General features: G+C 69.5%; 14 protein-coding genes. 6 read left to right on the top strand and 8 right to left on the bottom strand.

Translation table 11 applies throughout. From position 1 onward, the window contains the following. Positions 1-177: 177 nt before the first annotated feature. On the bottom strand, positions 178-1,296 hold the full coding sequence (locus AC3EO4_RS03995; protein ID WP_379570681.1) for a GuaB3 family IMP dehydrogenase-related protein: 1,119 nt from the start codon (positions 1,294-1,296) through the stop codon (positions 178-180). Between the two features lie 8 nt (positions 1,297-1,304). Then, positions 1,305-2,789 (bottom strand): IMP dehydrogenase, encoded by a 1,485-nt coding sequence (gene guaB, locus AC3EO4_RS03990; protein ID WP_431893825.1) that lies wholly within the window; start codon positions 2,787-2,789, stop codon positions 1,305-1,307. Positions 2,790-3,207: 418 nt separating this feature from the next. Between guaB and AC3EO4_RS03985 the strand changes: the two genes are divergently transcribed. After that, on the top strand, positions 3,208-4,218 hold the full coding sequence (locus tag AC3EO4_RS03985) for a helix-turn-helix transcriptional regulator (protein ID WP_379570677.1): 1,011 nt from the start codon (positions 3,208-3,210) through the stop codon (positions 4,216-4,218). 28 nt (positions 4,219-4,246) lie between these two features. Next, positions 4,247-4,624, top strand: coding sequence for a DUF5319 domain-containing protein (locus tag AC3EO4_RS03980; protein ID WP_379570675.1), 378 nt, complete (start codon positions 4,247-4,249; stop codon positions 4,622-4,624). Between the two features lie 106 nt (positions 4,625-4,730). Here AC3EO4_RS03980 and AC3EO4_RS03975 read toward each other — a convergent pair whose 3' ends face one another. From AC3EO4_RS03975 to AC3EO4_RS03965, 3 genes are all read right to left on the bottom strand, one after another. Next, complete coding sequence (locus tag AC3EO4_RS03975; RefSeq protein ID WP_379571507.1) at positions 4,731-5,369, bottom strand: sigma-70 family RNA polymerase sigma factor; 639 nt, start codon at positions 5,367-5,369, stop codon at positions 4,731-4,733. 1,946 nt (positions 5,370-7,315) lie between these two features. Continuing rightward, positions 7,316-7,771 carry a nuclear transport factor 2 family protein gene (locus AC3EO4_RS03970; protein ID WP_379570673.1) on the bottom strand — a complete coding sequence of 152 codons (456 nt, stop codon included), beginning with the start codon at positions 7,769-7,771 and terminating at the stop codon, positions 7,316-7,318. A gap of 42 nt (positions 7,772-7,813) precedes the next feature. After that, positions 7,814-8,452: an HD domain-containing protein gene (locus AC3EO4_RS03965; RefSeq protein WP_431893823.1), complete on the bottom strand. Its 639-nt coding sequence runs from the start codon at positions 8,450-8,452 to the stop codon at positions 7,814-7,816. A 64-nt stretch (positions 8,453-8,516) separates the two neighbouring features. Between AC3EO4_RS03965 and AC3EO4_RS03960 the strand changes: the two genes are divergently transcribed. Then, positions 8,517-9,455, top strand: coding sequence for a GlxA family transcriptional regulator (locus AC3EO4_RS03960; protein ID WP_379570669.1), 939 nt, complete (start codon positions 8,517-8,519; stop codon positions 9,453-9,455). Positions 9,456-9,797: 342 nt separating this feature from the next. Here AC3EO4_RS03960 and groL read toward each other — a convergent pair whose 3' ends face one another. The 3 genes from groL to AC3EO4_RS03945 all read right to left on the bottom strand — a co-directional run bounded on the left by groL (position 9,798) and on the right by AC3EO4_RS03945 (position 12,806). Further along, positions 9,798-11,420 carry a chaperonin GroEL gene (gene groL / locus AC3EO4_RS03955; RefSeq protein WP_379570667.1) on the bottom strand — a complete coding sequence of 541 codons (1,623 nt, stop codon included), beginning with the start codon at positions 11,418-11,420 and terminating at the stop codon, positions 9,798-9,800. 59 nt (positions 11,421-11,479) lie between these two features. Beyond that, entirely contained in the window at positions 11,480-11,791 is a 312-nt protein-coding gene (groES, locus tag AC3EO4_RS03950; protein ID WP_043623565.1) for a co-chaperone GroES, read from the bottom strand. A 166-nt stretch (positions 11,792-11,957) separates the two neighbouring features. Next, positions 11,958-12,806, bottom strand: coding sequence for an NAD-dependent epimerase/dehydratase family protein (locus AC3EO4_RS03945; protein WP_379570665.1), 849 nt, complete (start codon positions 12,804-12,806; stop codon positions 11,958-11,960). 96 nt (positions 12,807-12,902) lie between these two features. On the opposite strand from AC3EO4_RS03945, the gene AC3EO4_RS03940 reads away from it, so the two are divergent. From AC3EO4_RS03940 to AC3EO4_RS03930, 3 genes are read left to right on the top strand one after another with little or no spacing between them, the layout of a single operon-like run. Continuing rightward, positions 12,903-13,394, top strand: a complete 492-nt coding sequence (locus tag AC3EO4_RS03940) for a MarR family winged helix-turn-helix transcriptional regulator (protein WP_379570663.1) — start codon at positions 12,903-12,905, stop codon at positions 13,392-13,394. 32 nt (positions 13,395-13,426) lie between these two features. Further along, positions 13,427-14,050, top strand: a complete 624-nt coding sequence (locus AC3EO4_RS03935; RefSeq protein ID WP_379570661.1) for a Uma2 family endonuclease — start codon at positions 13,427-13,429, stop codon at positions 14,048-14,050. Between the two features lie 11 nt (positions 14,051-14,061). Further along, positions 14,062-15,408, top strand: coding sequence for a class I SAM-dependent methyltransferase (locus AC3EO4_RS03930; RefSeq protein ID WP_431893817.1), 1,347 nt, complete (start codon positions 14,062-14,064; stop codon positions 15,406-15,408). The last annotated feature ends 59 nt before the right edge of the window (positions 15,409-15,467 follow it).

Raw genomic sequence — 15,467 nt, 5'->3', positions numbered from 1 at the left:
ACCGTGAACTCCCCTCCCCGCCGGCCGCGCTCGCACCCAGGGAGAGATCATGACGGAACCCTGCCTCGCGGCGGACGCCCCCGTGGCGGGTGGCGGACCCCGTCCGACCCGGCACCCCGCGAACGACAAGGACCCGCACCCCCGTACGGCGGTGCGGGTCCTCCCGTCTGTCGGACGTCAGCGCTGGACCGGCGCGACGACCACCTCGACGCGCTGGAACTCCTTGATGTCGGAGTAGCCCGTCGACGCCATCGTCCGCTTCAGCGCCCCCATCAGGTTCATCGACCCGTCGGCCACGCTGGAGGGCCCGTGCAGGATCTGCTCCAGCGTGCCCACCGTCCCGAACTGCACCCTGCGCCCGCGCGGCAGGTCCGGGTGGTGCGCCTCGGAACCCCAGTGGAACCCGTGCCCCGGAGCCTCCGTCGCCCGTGCCAGCGGCGAGCCGACCATGACAGCGTCCGCCCCGCAGGCGATCGCCTTGGCGATGTCACCCGAGGTGCCCATGCCGCCGTCGGCGATCACGTGGACGTAGCGGCCGCCCGACTCGTCGAGGTAGTCCCGCCGCGCCGCCGCGACGTCGGAGATCGCCGTGGCCATCGGCACGGCCACGCCGAGCACGTTGCGGGTGGTGTGGGAGGCGCCGCCACCGAAGCCCACCAGCACACCCGCCGCGCCCGTGCGCATCAGGTGCAGGGCCGCGGTGTAGGTGGCGCACCCGCCGACGATCACCGGCACGTCGAGCTCGTAGATGAACTGCTTGAGGTTCAGCGGCTCGGCCTTGCTCGACACGTGCTCGGCCGAGACCGTCGTGCCGCGGATGACGAAGATGTCGACGCCCGCGTCGATGACCGTCTTGTGGAACTGCACCGTGCGCTGCGGCGACAACCGGACCGCGGTGGTCACGCCCGCGTCGCGGATCTCCTGGATCCTCCGCCCGATCAGCTCCTCCTTGATCGGAGCCGCGTAGATCTCCTGCAGCCTGCGCGTAGCCGCCTCGGTGTCGAGCGCGGCGCACTCCTCCAGCAGCGGCCGCGGGTCCTCGTAGCGCGTCCACAGCCCTTCGAGGTCGAGCGGCGCCAGGCCGCCGAGCTTGCCTATCGCGATCGCCGTGTCGGGAGACACGACGCTGTCCATCGGGGCGACCACGACGGGCAGCTCGAACCGGTAGGCGTCGATCTGCCAGGCGATCGAGACCTCCTCCGGGTCACGCGTGCGCCGCGAGGGCACCAGCCCGATCTCGTCGAGCGCGTAGGCACGGCGGCCGGTCTTGCCGCGGCCGATCTCCACCTGAGTCATCAAAACGGTTACCTTCTGTGATAGTTGGGAGCTTCGACCGTCATCTGGATGTCGTGCGGGTGGCTCTCCTTGAGCCCCGCGGACGTGATCGGCATGAGCTGGCTGCGCTCGTGCATCTCCTCGATCGTGCGGCACCCGGCGTACCACATGCCCTGGTGGAGACCGCCGACGAGCTGGTAGGTGACCGCCGAGACCGGGCCGCGGTAGGGCACCTGACCCTCGATGCCCTCGGGGATGTACTTGTCCTCGGAGCTGACCTCGCCCTGGCCGTACCGGTCCTTGCTGAAGGAGGTGCCGCCGCGCTCGCGGTTGCGGACCGCGCCGAGCGAGCCCATGCCCCGGTAGGACTTGAACTGCTTGCCGTTGATGAAGATCAGGTCGCCGGGCGACTCCTCGCAGCCTGCGAGCAGGGAGCCGAGCATCACGGTGTTGGCGCCGGCCGCGATGGCCTTGACGATGTCTCCCGAGTACTGCAGGCCGCCGTCGCCGATCAGCGGGACGCCCGCAGGACCGCAGGCCAGCGAGGCCTGGTGGATGGCGGTGATCTGCGGCGCGCCCACGCCCGCGACCACCCGGGTGGTGCAGATGGAGCCGGGGCCGACGCCGACCTTGACCGCGTCGGCGCCCGCGTCGATGAGCAGCTGCGCGCCCGCGCGGGTGGCGACGTTGCCGCCGATGACGTCGATGCCGTGGCTGTTGGCCTTGACCTTGGCGATCATGTCGCCGACGCCCTTGGAGTCGCCGTGCGCGGTGTCGACGATGATGACGTCGATGCCCGCCTCGATGAGGGCCTGCGCGCGCTGCTCGGCGTCGCCCGCGACGCCGATGGCCGCGCCGACCACCAGGCGTCCGTCGGCGTCCTTGGTGGAGAGCGGGTACTGCTCGCTCTTGGTGAAGTCCTTGATGGTGATGAGGCCGCGCAGCCTGCCCTGGGCGTCGACCAGCGGCAACTTCTCGATCTTGTTGGTCTTGAGCAGCGCGAACGCCTCGTCGCGCGACACCCCGACCGGCGCGGTGACCAGCGGCATCGGGGTCATGACCTCGCGCACGGTCCTGCGCTGGTCGCTCTCGTAGCGCATGTCGCGGTTGGTGACGATGCCGACGAGCACGCCGTCGGCGTCGGTCACGGGGGCGCCGGAGATGCGGTAGTTGGCGCAGAGCCGCTCGACGTCGGCGAGGGTGTCCTCAGGCGAGCACGTCACCGGGTTGGTGACCATGCCGGCCTCGGAGCGCTTGACCAGGTCGGCCTGCTGCGCCTGCTCCTCGATGGACAGGTTGCGGTGCAGGATGCCGATGCCGCCCTGGCGGGCCATCGCCACGGCCATGCGCGCCTCCGTCACGGTGTCCATCGCCGCCGAGACCAGCGGGATCGACAGCGTGATGCCGCGCGAGAGCCGGGTGCCCGTATTGGCATCACCCGGCTGCATGTCCGAATAAGCGGGTACGAGCAACACGTCGTCGAACGTGAGCCCCGTCTCAGTGAACTTGGACATGCCGTGACCCCTCCAGCCGCCATACATGCTTGTGGCAGCAAGTTTAGAGGGTCCGCCCAAAAGGATCATGGCCGGGATGGAGGACGATGACCCCCACGGTCCGTCGTCCTCCACGCATCGAGAAGTGCCGGAGAACCGGGGCGGTCGGTGATCCGCCCCGGTTCTCCGGCCACCGGCAGCCTCAGATGAGGCGCGAATGCCACCGAACCCCCCTCCGCGTCCAAGTGGCGGCGTTGCTCATCTTCCGGGTGCCGACGCTGGGTTAATGCTGCGTTACGCGATGGCACATCGCAATGTGAAAACGTGCAATTGCACGAAGTTGCACCCCGGGCCGAGGAGTCGGCGCAAGGACGGGACAGGGCGAGGCGACCGGGTTATCCTCGCGGCACGCCCGTGTCCCCTCTACGGAGCACCGCACATGCGCAACTTCTCCAGCACCATGTCAGACCCGCTCGAGACCCTGGGCCTCGATCCGGCACAGACCGCGCTGTACACGGCGGTGCTGAGGCTGCACAGGGCCACGCTGGCCGAGCTGGCCGCGGCCATGGACGGCCCCGCCGACACCGTCGGCAGGCAGCTCGACGACCTCGTACGGCTCGGCGTGGTCGACGAGCAGTCGGGCCACTACCTCGCCCGCCATCCCGCCGCCGCCCTCGGCAGGCTCATCGCCCAGCGCCTCGACCTGCTGGCGGAGGAGAGCCGTCGCATCGACACGGCGCTCAGCTCGATCCGCCACCTGATCCGCGACTACGACGCCGGCCGCGACTACCAGAGCGGCCCCTTCCCCGTCGAACTGGTCAGCGGCGCCGACATCCTGTACGAGAGCGTGGTCGGCATCGCCGTGCAGTCGCCGCCGATGGAGCTGCTCACCGCCATCCCCGACGAGCGGACCATGCTCGACTTCGCGAGGAAGTTCGCCGATCCGTGGGTGGACGCCCAGCAGCGGAAGCTGCTGTCCCTGCGCGCGATCATCCCGGTCTCGACGCTCCCGCTGCCGGGTGTGCGCGACCAGCTGACCCGGTTACTGGCCAGCGGAGGGCAGGTGCGCACGCTCGACAAGGTGCCGAGCTGGTTCATGACCGCGGGGCCCGGCGTGGCGGGACTGCCCGCCGCCTGGGGCGGCAACCTGCCCGACCACGCCTACAACTTCTACGTCGTCCGCGCGCCGATCGTGGTGGGGGTGTTGCGCTCGCTGTTCGAGGAGCTGTGGGCGCGTGCCGTACCCCTGCCGTGGGGACGCAAGAGCGACGGCATGGTGCAGGTGCTGCGCCTGGCCGCGCAGGGCATGTGCGACGACTCCATCGCGCGCCACCTCGGCGTGTCGGTCCGCACGGTCCGTGCCAGGTTCGCCGGCGCCATCGCCGAACTGGGCGCCCAGTCGCGCTTCCACGCGGGCGTCGAGGCCGCGCGGAGGGGATGGCTCACCTGAAGCACCCCATCGGTCTTATGGTGGGAAGGTGCTGGAAGATGTGCCACAGGACCCGTTCGCGGACGACCCGAACGACCCGAGCTCAGCGCTGGGTGATCTCGACGACGCCGAGCCGCTGACGGCTGCCGAACGCGACGAGGCCATCACCGACCTCGCCGACGTCGAGGTCTTCCGCTCGCTGCTGGAGCCGCAGGGCGTGCTCGGCCTGGTCCTCGACTGCCCCGAATGTTCGGAACAGCATTTCTTCGACTGGGAGCTGCTGCGCGGCAACCTCCGCCAGATGATCGAGAACGGCCAGCCGCAGGTGCACGAGCCGGCCTTCCACCCCGACCCGTCCAACTACGTGAGCTGGGAGTACGCCAGGGGCTACGTCGACGGCGTCATCGACACCGAAGAGCGGCACTGACCGACGTCTTCGACCAGCGCCGCGAGCAGTCTGGCTGCCGGATCCCACACGGGCGGCGGCTCACCCCGTGACAACGCGTCGAGGAGCGCGTCGCTTTCGTCTTCGGTCAAGCGATCGACTCCAGCTCGGCCATCTGCCGTAGCCTGGCCAGCGCCCGATGCTGGGCGACCCTCACGGCACCTGGTGTCATGCCGAGTACATTACCCGTCTCCTCAGCCGACAGCCCCGACACCACCCGCAACAGCAGCAGCTCGCGCTGGTTGTCCGGCAGCCGCGACAGCAGCCTGCGGGCCTGCTCAACCTCGATGTAGCGGACGACGGTCTCCTCCGGCCCCGGCCCCTCGTCGGGCCCGTCGGGCAGATCCTGTGTCGGTACGGCCGAGCGCACCGAACTGCGCAGCGCGTCGGCCACCTTGTGCGAGGCGATCCCGAACACGAACGAGGCGAACGGCCGCCCCATGTCCCGATAACGGGGCAGCGCGGACAGGACGGCGATGCACACTTCCTGGGCTACGTCATCGGCAATGTGATATTGCCCTGAAACCCTTCCAAGGCGCGCACGGCAATAGCGCACCACCATCGGGCGGAGCTCCCCGAGCAGAGATTCGATCGCGCTGCGATCCCCCTGGACGGCGAGGCTCGTCAGTTCCCGAAGGTCGGACTCATCCGATCTTGCCGGAAGTCTCGACGCAAGCCTTACCCCAATTTTGGCGTCGGCGACGCTTCCCTCGCTCACGTTAGGCATGATGCCCGCACTGGTACTGCCTGTCGTCATAGCGAACGGCTACGGATTGGTCACATTGAAGCGACGATAACGGGGGGTAATCGAACGGACACACTAAGGATTTCAAGTCGCCATGATATTTCAAGCCATTTGCGGAAATGCACGAAACGCGTCAGACGCGTAGACGCTTTACGAACGGGTTCGGTTTACCGGGAAATAACCCCCTTTCCGGACACCTTCGCCCTCGCGACTCCACCGCCATTCCACGAACTCTCCGTGACCACCCCGCCCCGCCCATCGACGAGCATCGTCGCCGCCCGACCGCCCCCGCGCCCTCCCTACCTCAAGCACCCCGCCCTCCGGCGATCGACCATCAGGACGATCCTCACGCCAGGTCGAGCCCCCGTCGGGGGGATACGTCCGGCGTCGGCGGCCCCCGCGACAGGGTGTCTCGTCCCGGCGGGTCATCGCCTGGCCGAGGGCCCGGCGCACTCACCCGCCTTCAGCGACTCACCCCTTCGTGACGCCATCCGTCCCTCCACGCCGCGACCTGTGTCGACCCCGGCGATCCCAGGCATCCCGTGACGCGGAGCCCGTCCTCCCGGACACCCACCCACGCGACCTCCCCGACCCCGGCGCGCCCGCCCTCGAGGTCGGCCCATCAGTGTTCGCTCGCCCATTCCAGCCCCACCCACCGCCGGCAGACTCCCCCTCCGCACCACCTCCCCCAGACCTTCGCGGCCTCTCTGGTCCACGAGGTGGCGGGGCACGGCGCCACAGGCCCACACCTCCCAGATCCACAGCATCCCGGGGTCCACGACGTCACAGGCCCACACCTCCCAGCCCCACAGCACCGCGGGGTCACGACGTCACAGGCCCACGCCTCCCAGCCCCACAGCATCCCGAGGTCCACGGCTCACAGGTCCACGACCATCCCAGATCTGCGGCGTCGCAGGCGTCCCCTCGCCACCCCGAGGGGTCGGCTTCCCGCCCACCCGAGGGCTGGCCCTGCACACCTGAGGGCCGCCCCGTCGCGACAGCGACCGCACCCAACGACCGGGCCGCGCCCTACGGCGAGGAGGCCGGATCCACCGGGAGCGGGCCGAACCCGCGAAAGCAGGTCGGATGGCACAGCCGAACCCCGCCCCGAAGCAGGCCGGACTCCACAGGCCTTCGTGATGAAGAGAGCAGGACCCCGCAGGCCGAGCCTTACACCGAGGCAAGCCGGACGTCGCAGGCCCGACCTCCGCGCCGTAGCAAGCCGGACCCCGTAGGCCAAGCTCCACCCCGAAGCGAGCAGCACCCTGCAGACCGATATCCGATCCGAAGCGAGCAGGACCCCGCAGGCCGAGCCCCACGCCGAAGCAAGCCGGACCCGCAGGCCCGACCTCCGCGCCGAAGCAAGCCGGACCCCATAGGCCGAGCCCCACACCGAAGCGACAGCACCCCGCAGACCCGACCTCCGAGCCGAAGCGAGCAGGGCCCCGCGGGCTGAGCCCCATGCGCGGGCGAGCAGGACCTCGCCCGGGAACCGGACCAACCCGCGCCAAGGCCGGCCGTATCCCTGCATAGCCAGCCGGACCCGGCGCGTAAGCGGTCGGGCACTGCCTAGCACCGCCCGCGCAAGCGGCCCTCGCCCAAGCGGGTCATGTCGTCAGCGGGACCGGCGGGGCCGCACCTGGAGGCGGCACGCCGTCACCATCCGAGTCCGACGAAAAGGACCCAGAAGGTGGCGCGGAGGAAAGACCAGAAGGTGGTGCGGGGGATGACCAGAAGGCGGTGCGGGAGAAGGTCAGAAGGCGGTGCGGGAGAAGGTCAGAAGGCGGTGCCGGGAAGGTCACAAGGCGGTGCCGGGAAGGTCACAAGGCGGTGCCGGGAAGGTCAGAAGGCGGTGCGGGGGAAGGTCAGAAGGCGGTGCGGGAGAAGGTCAGAAGGCGGTGCGGCGAAGAGTGGTGTGGGGGAAGACGTCAGGCCAGGGGGAACGGGACGCCGTGCTCGGCGAGCGGGCGCGGGCCGTGGATGCGGCGGTCCGCCTCCGTGATGGAGACGTCGTTGATGCTGGCCTCGCGCCTCCGCATCAGCCCCTCGCCGTCGAACTCCCACAACTCGTTCCCGTAGCTCCGCCACCACCGCCCCGACGAGTCCCGCCACTCGTACTGGAAGCGCACCGCGATCCTGTCCTCACCGAACGCCCACAGCTCCTTCCGCAACGCGTAGTCCAACTCCCGCGCCCACTTATCCGTCAGGAACCGCTCGATCGCCTCTCTCCCCGTGACGAACGTGTCCCGGTTCCTCCAGACCGAGTCGGGCGTGTAGGCGAGAGCCACCCGCGCCGGGTCACGCGTGTTCCACGCGTCCTCGGCGGCCTGGACCTTGGCCAGAGCGTCGGTTTCAGTGAAGGGCGGAACAGGCGGACGAGTCATGACATATCTCCTTTGGTGTAGATCTCGAAGAGCGGGTGCGGATCACTCGGGCCATGGGGAGTTCTTGATGACGTCGACGAAGTCACCCCGGACGAACCCGGGCACGAAGTGCTCCAGCACGTCCGCCTTGACGTTGCCGAACGTGGTGGCGGGCCGGTGCTCGATCCCCTGCGTGAACGCCGCAAGGATCCGCTGCTTGAAGTCCGGCCTCGGGTGCGCGGCGACGATCGCCTCACGTGCGGCGGCGGGCACCTCGTCGTACCCGATCCCCAGCACGTCCACCTCGACGCCCGCGGTGACCAGCGCCACCTCGGGTTCCATATGCCAGGGGATCTCGGGCGTGGTGTGCAGCGCGATCGCCGTCCACACCACCTGGGCGTCCTGCTCGCTCACCCCGTGCGAGCGGAGGAACGCGCGCGCCTCGTCGGCGCCGTCGATCTCGAACCGTTGCCGGGACTCGAGGTGCCGGTCGGCAAGGCCGAGGTCGTGGAACATGGCCCCGACGTACAGGAGCTCCGGGTCGTAGGCGACCCCTCGCCCGCGTCCCCGCAGGGCGCCGAACAGGTAGACGCGGCGGGAGTGGTCGAACAGCAGCTCCGCCGCCACGTCGCGCACGAGCTCGGTGGCCTCGCGCGCCAGGCTGCTGTCAGGAATCTCGATGTCAGCGATGCGTTCTGCCATGACCTCATCGTGCCGACCCGGACCGTATCGCGGCCATGTCCTTCAGGACTACTATCCCTCATATATGGACATCGTGATTCTGGCCTACGACGGGGTGCGGCTGCTGGACGTGACCGCGCCGCTCGAGGTGTTCGGCACGGCCGCGGGCTTCGGCGGGCCGTACACGGTGCGGCTCTGCTCGCCCACCGGCGCGCCCGTGACGACCTCGACCGGCGTCCGGCTGGAGGCGACGGAGCCGGTCACACGCGCCCACACCCTCGTCGTGCCCGGCTCGCCCGACCTGCCTGCACGGCTACCGCCTGGAGAGGTCGTGGAGATGGTCGCCTCGTTCGCGGCGAAGCGGGTCGCGTCGGTGTGCACGGGCGCGTTCGTGCTGGCCGAGGCGGGGCTCCTGGACGGCAGGCGGGCCACCACCCACTGGCGCCACACCGCCACGCTGGCCGGACGCTACCCCGCGATCGAGGTCGAACCCGACGCCATCTACGTGCGGTCGGGCGACGTGCTCACCTCGGCGGGGGTCAGCGCCGGGATCGACCTGTCGCTGGCCATGGTCGAGCAGGACACGGGTGCCGAGCTGGCCAGGGAGGTCGCCCGCGACCTGGTCGTGTTCCTGCAGCGACCGGGCGGCCAGTCGCAGTTCTCCGTTGCCTCGCGCACCCCCCGCCCCGCGCACGACCCACTGCGTGAGCTGCTCGACGGGGTGACCGCCGATCCCGCGGCCGACCACTCCCTGCCCGCGATGGCCGCGCGAGCCGGCGTGAGCGTGCGCCACCTGACGCGGCTGTTCCACGAGCGGGTGGGGTGCACGCCCGCCGCGTTCGTGGAGTCCGTACGGCTGGAGGCCGCCCAGTCGCTCCTCGACTCCGGCGAAACGGTCACAGGGGCGGCGACGCGTTCGGGTATGGGGAGCGACGAGTCGTTGCGGCGGGCCTTCCTCCGCCACCTGGGCGTGACGCCTTCGGCCTACCGCGCCCGGTTCAGGACGTCGGCGCAGGCGACCTGAACACCTCCAGGCCCGCCCCTCAGGACGTCGGCGCAAGAGACCTGACACCCTCAGGCCCGCCCCTCAGGACGTTGACGCAGGAGACCTGACACCTCCAGGGCCGCCCCTCAGGACGCCGGCGCAGGGGCGTGCCGTAACGGCGGCCGGCCCCGTCCCGCTGGAGTGGCGTGGCAGGACGGACCCCTGCCGCGCGCCCACGGTGGGCTATGGGTGCCTGCCGTACAGACAGACCGGCAGACCGCCGAAGAACGACGAACGCCTGCCGCACAGACCGGCAGACCGCCCGGGGAATGCGAAAGGTCCGCGCCCCTGACGGGACGCGGACCTTCGGGTCAACCCAGGTCAGTGGCCGTGGCCGTGACCGTGGCCGTGACCGTTGGCGGCCGGGGCCTCCTCCTCGGGCTTGTCCACCACGAGGGCCTCGGTCGTGAGCAGCATGCCGGCGATGGACGCGGCGTTCTGCACGGCCGAGCGGGTCACCTTGACGGGGTCGATGACGCCCTGCGCCACCAGGTCGCCGTACTCGCCGGTCGCGGCGTTGAGGCCGTGGCCGACGGAGAGCTCGGAGACCTTGTGCGTGACGACGTAGCCCTCGAGGCCGGCGTTCTCGGCGATCCAGCGGGCCGGCTCGACCAGCGCGCGGCGGACGACGCCCACGCCGGTGGCCTCGTCGCCGGACAGGCCGAGGTCGTCGAGGTCCTTGGCGACGTGGATCAGCGCGGAGCCACCGCCGGAGACGATGCCCTCCTCGATCGCGGCGCGGGTCGCGGAGATCGCGTCCTCGAGGCGGTGCTTCTTCTCCTTGAGCTCCACCTCGGTGGCCGCGCCGACGCGCAGCACGCAGACGCCGCCGGACAGCTTCGCGAGGCGCTCCTGGAGCTTCTCGCGGTCCCAGTCGGAGTCGGACTGCTCGATGGCGAGCTTGATCTCCTTGACGCGGTCCTCGATCGCCTGCGCGTCGCCGGCGCCGTCCACGATCGTGGTGGCGTCCTTGGTGACGACGACGCGGCGGGCGCTGCCGAGCACCTCGAGACCGACCTGGTCGAGCTTGAGGCCGATCTCCTCGCTGACGACCTGGCCGTTGGTCAGGATCGCGATGTCCTGCAGCATGGCCTTGCGGCGGTCACCGAAGCCGGGGGCCTTGACGGCCACCGAGGTGAACGTGCCGCGGATCTTGTTGGTCACCAGGACGGCCAGGGCCTCGCCCTCGACGTCCTCGGCGATGACCAGCAGCTGCTTCTTGGTCTGGGCGACCTTCTCCAGCAGCGGCAGGAAGTCCGTGATGGACGCGATCTTGCCCTGGTGGATGAGGATGTAGGGGTCCTCGAGGACCGCCTCCATGCGCTCGGGGTCGGTGACCATGTAGGCCGACAGGTAGCCCTTGTCGAACTGCATGCCCTCGGTGAACTCGAGCTCCATGCCCATGGCGTTGGACTCTTCGACGGTGATGACACCGTCCTTGCCCACCTTGTCGAACGCCTCGGCGATCAGCTCGCCGATCCTGGCGTCCTGAGCGGAGATCGTCGCGACATTGGCGATCTCCTTCTTGTCCTCGACGGGGCGCGCGGTGGCCAGCAGCTTCTCGCTGACGGCCTTGGCGGCCTGGTCGATGCCGCGCTTGAGCGACAGCGGGGAAGCGCCCGCGGCCACGTTGCGCAGACCCTCGCGGACCATCGCCTGGGCGAGAACGGTCGCGGTGGTGGTGCCGTCACCTGCGATGTCGTTCGTCTTGGTCGCCACTTCCTTGGCGAGCTGGGCGCCGAGGTTCTCGTAGGGCGCCTCGAGCTCGACCTCGCGGGCGATGGTGACACCGTCGTTGGTGATCGTCGGCGCACCGAACTTCTTGTCGATGACCACGTTGCGGCCGCGCGGGCCGAGGGTCACCTTCACTGCGTCCGCGAGGGCGTTGACGCCGCGCTCGAGCGCGCGCCGCGCGTCCTCTTCGAACTCCAGGATCTTCGGCATGAAAAGTCCTCTCAGCGTAGAAAGCCCCGGGCACTGGCGGCCCGGGGCTTTCTCACGGCTTACTTCTCGATGATGGCGAGAACGTCACGGGCGGAGAGCACGAGGTACTCCTCGCCGCCGTACTTGACCTCGGTGCCGCCGTACTTGCTGTAGAGGACGATGTCGCCCTCGCTGACATCGAGCGGAATCCGCTTGTCGCCGTCCTCGTCCCAGTTGCCGGGGCCCACCGCGAGGACTTTGCCCTCCTGCGGCTTCTCCTTGGCGGTGTCCGGGATGACCAGGCCGGAAGCGGTGGTCTGCTCGGCCTCAAGCGGCTGGACCACAATGCGGTCGCCGAGCGGCTTAACGGGAACCTTAGTGGCGGTCGTCACGATCGGACCTCCCCTTCAGATTTGGTTGATCTAGAAGAGGCGACCAGCTGGGCCTGCCGTCGCGGGTGTCAGACCTGCCTCGTCGCACGTTGGCACTCTCAGTAGGAGAGTGCCAACACGAAACAGTATGCAAGCAGGCCTTGCCCGTCAACACGAACCGCGCGGCTCAGCTCAGAGCGGATCTGTAGGAGCCCTCGACCAACTCGGCGAGAGCGCCGGGACGGCCCGGCTCCCACCCCAGTTCCTCCTTGGTACGGCGCGCGCCCGCCCGCTGGCTGAGCGCGAGAGCGTCCGCGAACGGCCCGCCGAACACCTCGGCCGCCTGCTCCACGGGCCACGGCTCGGCGCCCTCCCGCACCCCCGCCACCTTGGCCGCGGCCTTCGCCACCTCGGCCACGGACACCGCCTCCTCGGCGATCCCGTGGTAGACCGCTCCGGGCCGCCCCTTCTCCACGGCGGTCACGATGAGGTCGGCCAGGTCGTCCACGTGCACGAACGTCCACGTCGGAGCCTTGTTCTCGCCCTCCACATAGACCCCGACCCCGCGCTCGGCCGCCTGCCCGACCAGGATCGAGACGATGCCCGCGCCCCGCCCGTGAACCACGCCGGGCCTGATCACGATCCCGCCCCTGCCGAGCACGGCCTGCTCGATCTCCGGCCGGTAGCCGACGATCGCGATCGGGTTCACGGGGCTCTCCTCGTGGCCGTCCCCCGTCGGGCCGAGCACCCATACGCCGCTGACGTAGACGACCGGCTTGCCCAGGGCCTCGACGGTCGCCAGGTCGTGGGCCCTGTCCCCGGTGAGCACCGCCGCGTGGACGATCACCTCGATGTCCTCGGTGACGGCGGCCTTCACCGAGGCGAGGTCGGCCAGGTCGCCCGTGCGGACGTCCTCGACACCGTCGATCGTGCGCGGTTGCCGTACCAGGACCGCCACGTCGTGGCCGCGCTCGACCAGCCGTTCCACAACGGCGCCGCCGATGTACCCCGTCGCGCCCAGCACCAGAACCTTCATGTTCCACCTCAAAAACTTCGACATTGAAATCTTGCGTGGACACTAACACGCAAGGTCGAAGACTTCAATCTCGAAGCGTTTGGTAGAATTCCCCGCATGGAAGACGCGCTGGACACCCTCCCCGACCACGACGGCGAGACCGCCCGCGTGACCTGCCGCGCGATCCGCGTCTCCCGGCTGCTCGAACGCGGACTGAAGGACTACTTCAGCGGCCACGAGCTGGAGTCGTGGGAGTACGACGTGCTGGCCACGCTGTACCAGGTCGGCGGCTACTCCTGCATGACAGACCTGTCCAACGCCCTGCTGCTCAGCCCCGGCGCCGCGACCAACCGCATCGACCGGCTGGTCGCCAAGGACCTCGTGACCCGCGAGACCGCCCCCGGCAACCGCCGCATGATCATCGTCACACTGACCGACGAGGGACGCCGCCAGGTCTCCGCCCTCGCGGACGGCCGCGCCGCCACCGAGCGGGCACTGCTGTCGGGCCTCTCACCCGACGAGCAGTCCGCCTTCGGCGAGCTCCTCAGCAAACTTCTCCTGTCCCTCGACGACACAGAGCCGCGAATCGGGGAACACTGGAGCATGTGATGACCAGAAGCGGCGGCGAGGATGACGCTACGATGCGTGACGTGACCAGCACGATGGATGACGTGCGCCACGTCCTCGCCAACTGGCCGTTGCCGCCGGAGGGCGGGTGGACGGCCGACGACCTGGACCTCCTTCCTCAGGACGGGCCCCAGGGCGAGCTGGACCTCTTCAAGCGTGTCGAACTCGTCGATGGAGCCCTTGTCCTCATGTCCCCTCAGAAGCTCTTCCACGAGAGCGTCATCATCGGCCTCAGAAACGCTCTGAGAGCGCAGGCCCCTGAGCGTTTCTCAGCGGTGAGCCAGATGGACATCAAGATCGCTTCACGCCAACGGCCATGTCCCGACGTGCTCGTGGTCGACACCGCTGCGACCACCGATTGGAATCGCACGGCGTTCACACCGCGGGAAGTCCATCTGGTGATCGAGGTCGTCTCTCCCGAGTCCGAGCACCGCGACAACCACGTCAAGCCCAGGATCTACGCCGAGGCCGGCATCGAGCACTTCTGGATCGTGAAGGACGAGGACAGCAGGCCCGTCATCCACACCTACGAACTCGACGAGGCCGTCGCCTCCTATGTCTGCACCGGCATCCACCGGGATCACCTCAAGGTCTCCGTGCCGTTCCCCATCGACATCGAGTTCGACACCCTGCACTAACGTCGTATGGCGTGGACCACGACGCCTTCCTCGAACTCCTGACCCCGCGCGGGCAGCAAGCCCTCGCCGAGGCCGTCGAGCTGGCAGGCGCCGATCCCGTCGCGGCCGCGACCAGGCTGCGCAAGACCTACGACGCCTCCCTCACCTCCGCCGCCCTCACGCAGGCGAAGCTCAGGGAGCGGGGCAGGGCGAAGTTCGGTGACGACGCGGCGCTGATGTACTTCACACCCCACGGCGTCGAGCAGGCCACCCGCCGCGAGGTCGCCGAACACCGCGCCCGCAGGCTCTCCCTCCTCACCGGCACGACCGGGGAAGGCGGCACGATCGGCAACGGCGGCATGACCGGCGACGTCGGTCCGGCCGGGGAAGGCGGAACGATCGGCAACGGCGGCACGGCCGGGAACCGTGGCGCGATCCGGGGCGGCGGCACGACCGGGGGCGTCGGCGCGGGCCTGCGGGTGGTCGACGTGTGCAGCGGTGTCGGGGGCGACTTGATCGCGCTGGCCCGCGCGGGCTGCTCCGTGGACGCCGTCGACACCGATCCCCTGACCGTCGCCGTCGCGCAGGCCAACGTCGACGCGCTGGGGCTGTCAGACAGGGTCACGGTTCGTACGGCCGACGCCGCCACCGTCGACCCCGCCGCCTACGACGTCCTGTTCGCCGACCCCGCCCGCCGTACCGCCAAGGGGAGGACCTTCGACCCGAACGCCTACTCCCCTGCCTGGCCCGTCATCCTCGACCTGCTCGCCCGGGCGCCCACCGCGTGCCTGAAGGTCGCGCCCGGGATCCCGTACGAGTTCGTCCCCCAGGGCGCGGAGGCCGAATGGGTGTCCTTCAAGGGCGAGGTCAAGGAGGTCGCGCTCTGGACGGGCGCACTGGCGGGCGCCGACCCCGGCGCGGAGAGATTCACGCGGAGGGCGACGTTGCTGCCCGGCGGGAGCACGCTCACCGCGACAGGCGCGCGGGTGCCCGTCGGCCCGATGGGACGCTACGTCTACGAGCCCGACGGCGCCGCGATCCGGGCACACCTGGTCGCCGAGGTGGCCGCGATGGTCAACGGACGGCTGGCCGACCCGCTGATCGCCTACGTCACCGGTGACGAACCTGTCGCCACCGCATGGGCGTCCGGGTACGAGGTGGATGAAGTCATGCCGTTCTCCGTCAAAAAGCTGAGAGCCGCACTCCGGGCCCGCCGAGTCGGAAACGTGACTATCAAGAAACGCGCCTCGGCGGTCGACATCGAACGCTTGCGCAGCGATTTGCGATTGTCCGGCGACAAATCAGCGGTTGTCATTCTGACCCGAATCGCGGACCGGCCGTCCATACTTATCTGCACCCCGCTCGAACTGGGTAAATGACAAATCAGGGCGATACATCGATAATCACGATCTTTTAAAGTCGGCACCGAAAGATCTTG

The organism is Nonomuraea sp. bgisy101, from assembly GCF_057708945.1.
This window is presented reverse-complemented; position numbering and strand designations above follow the sequence as displayed.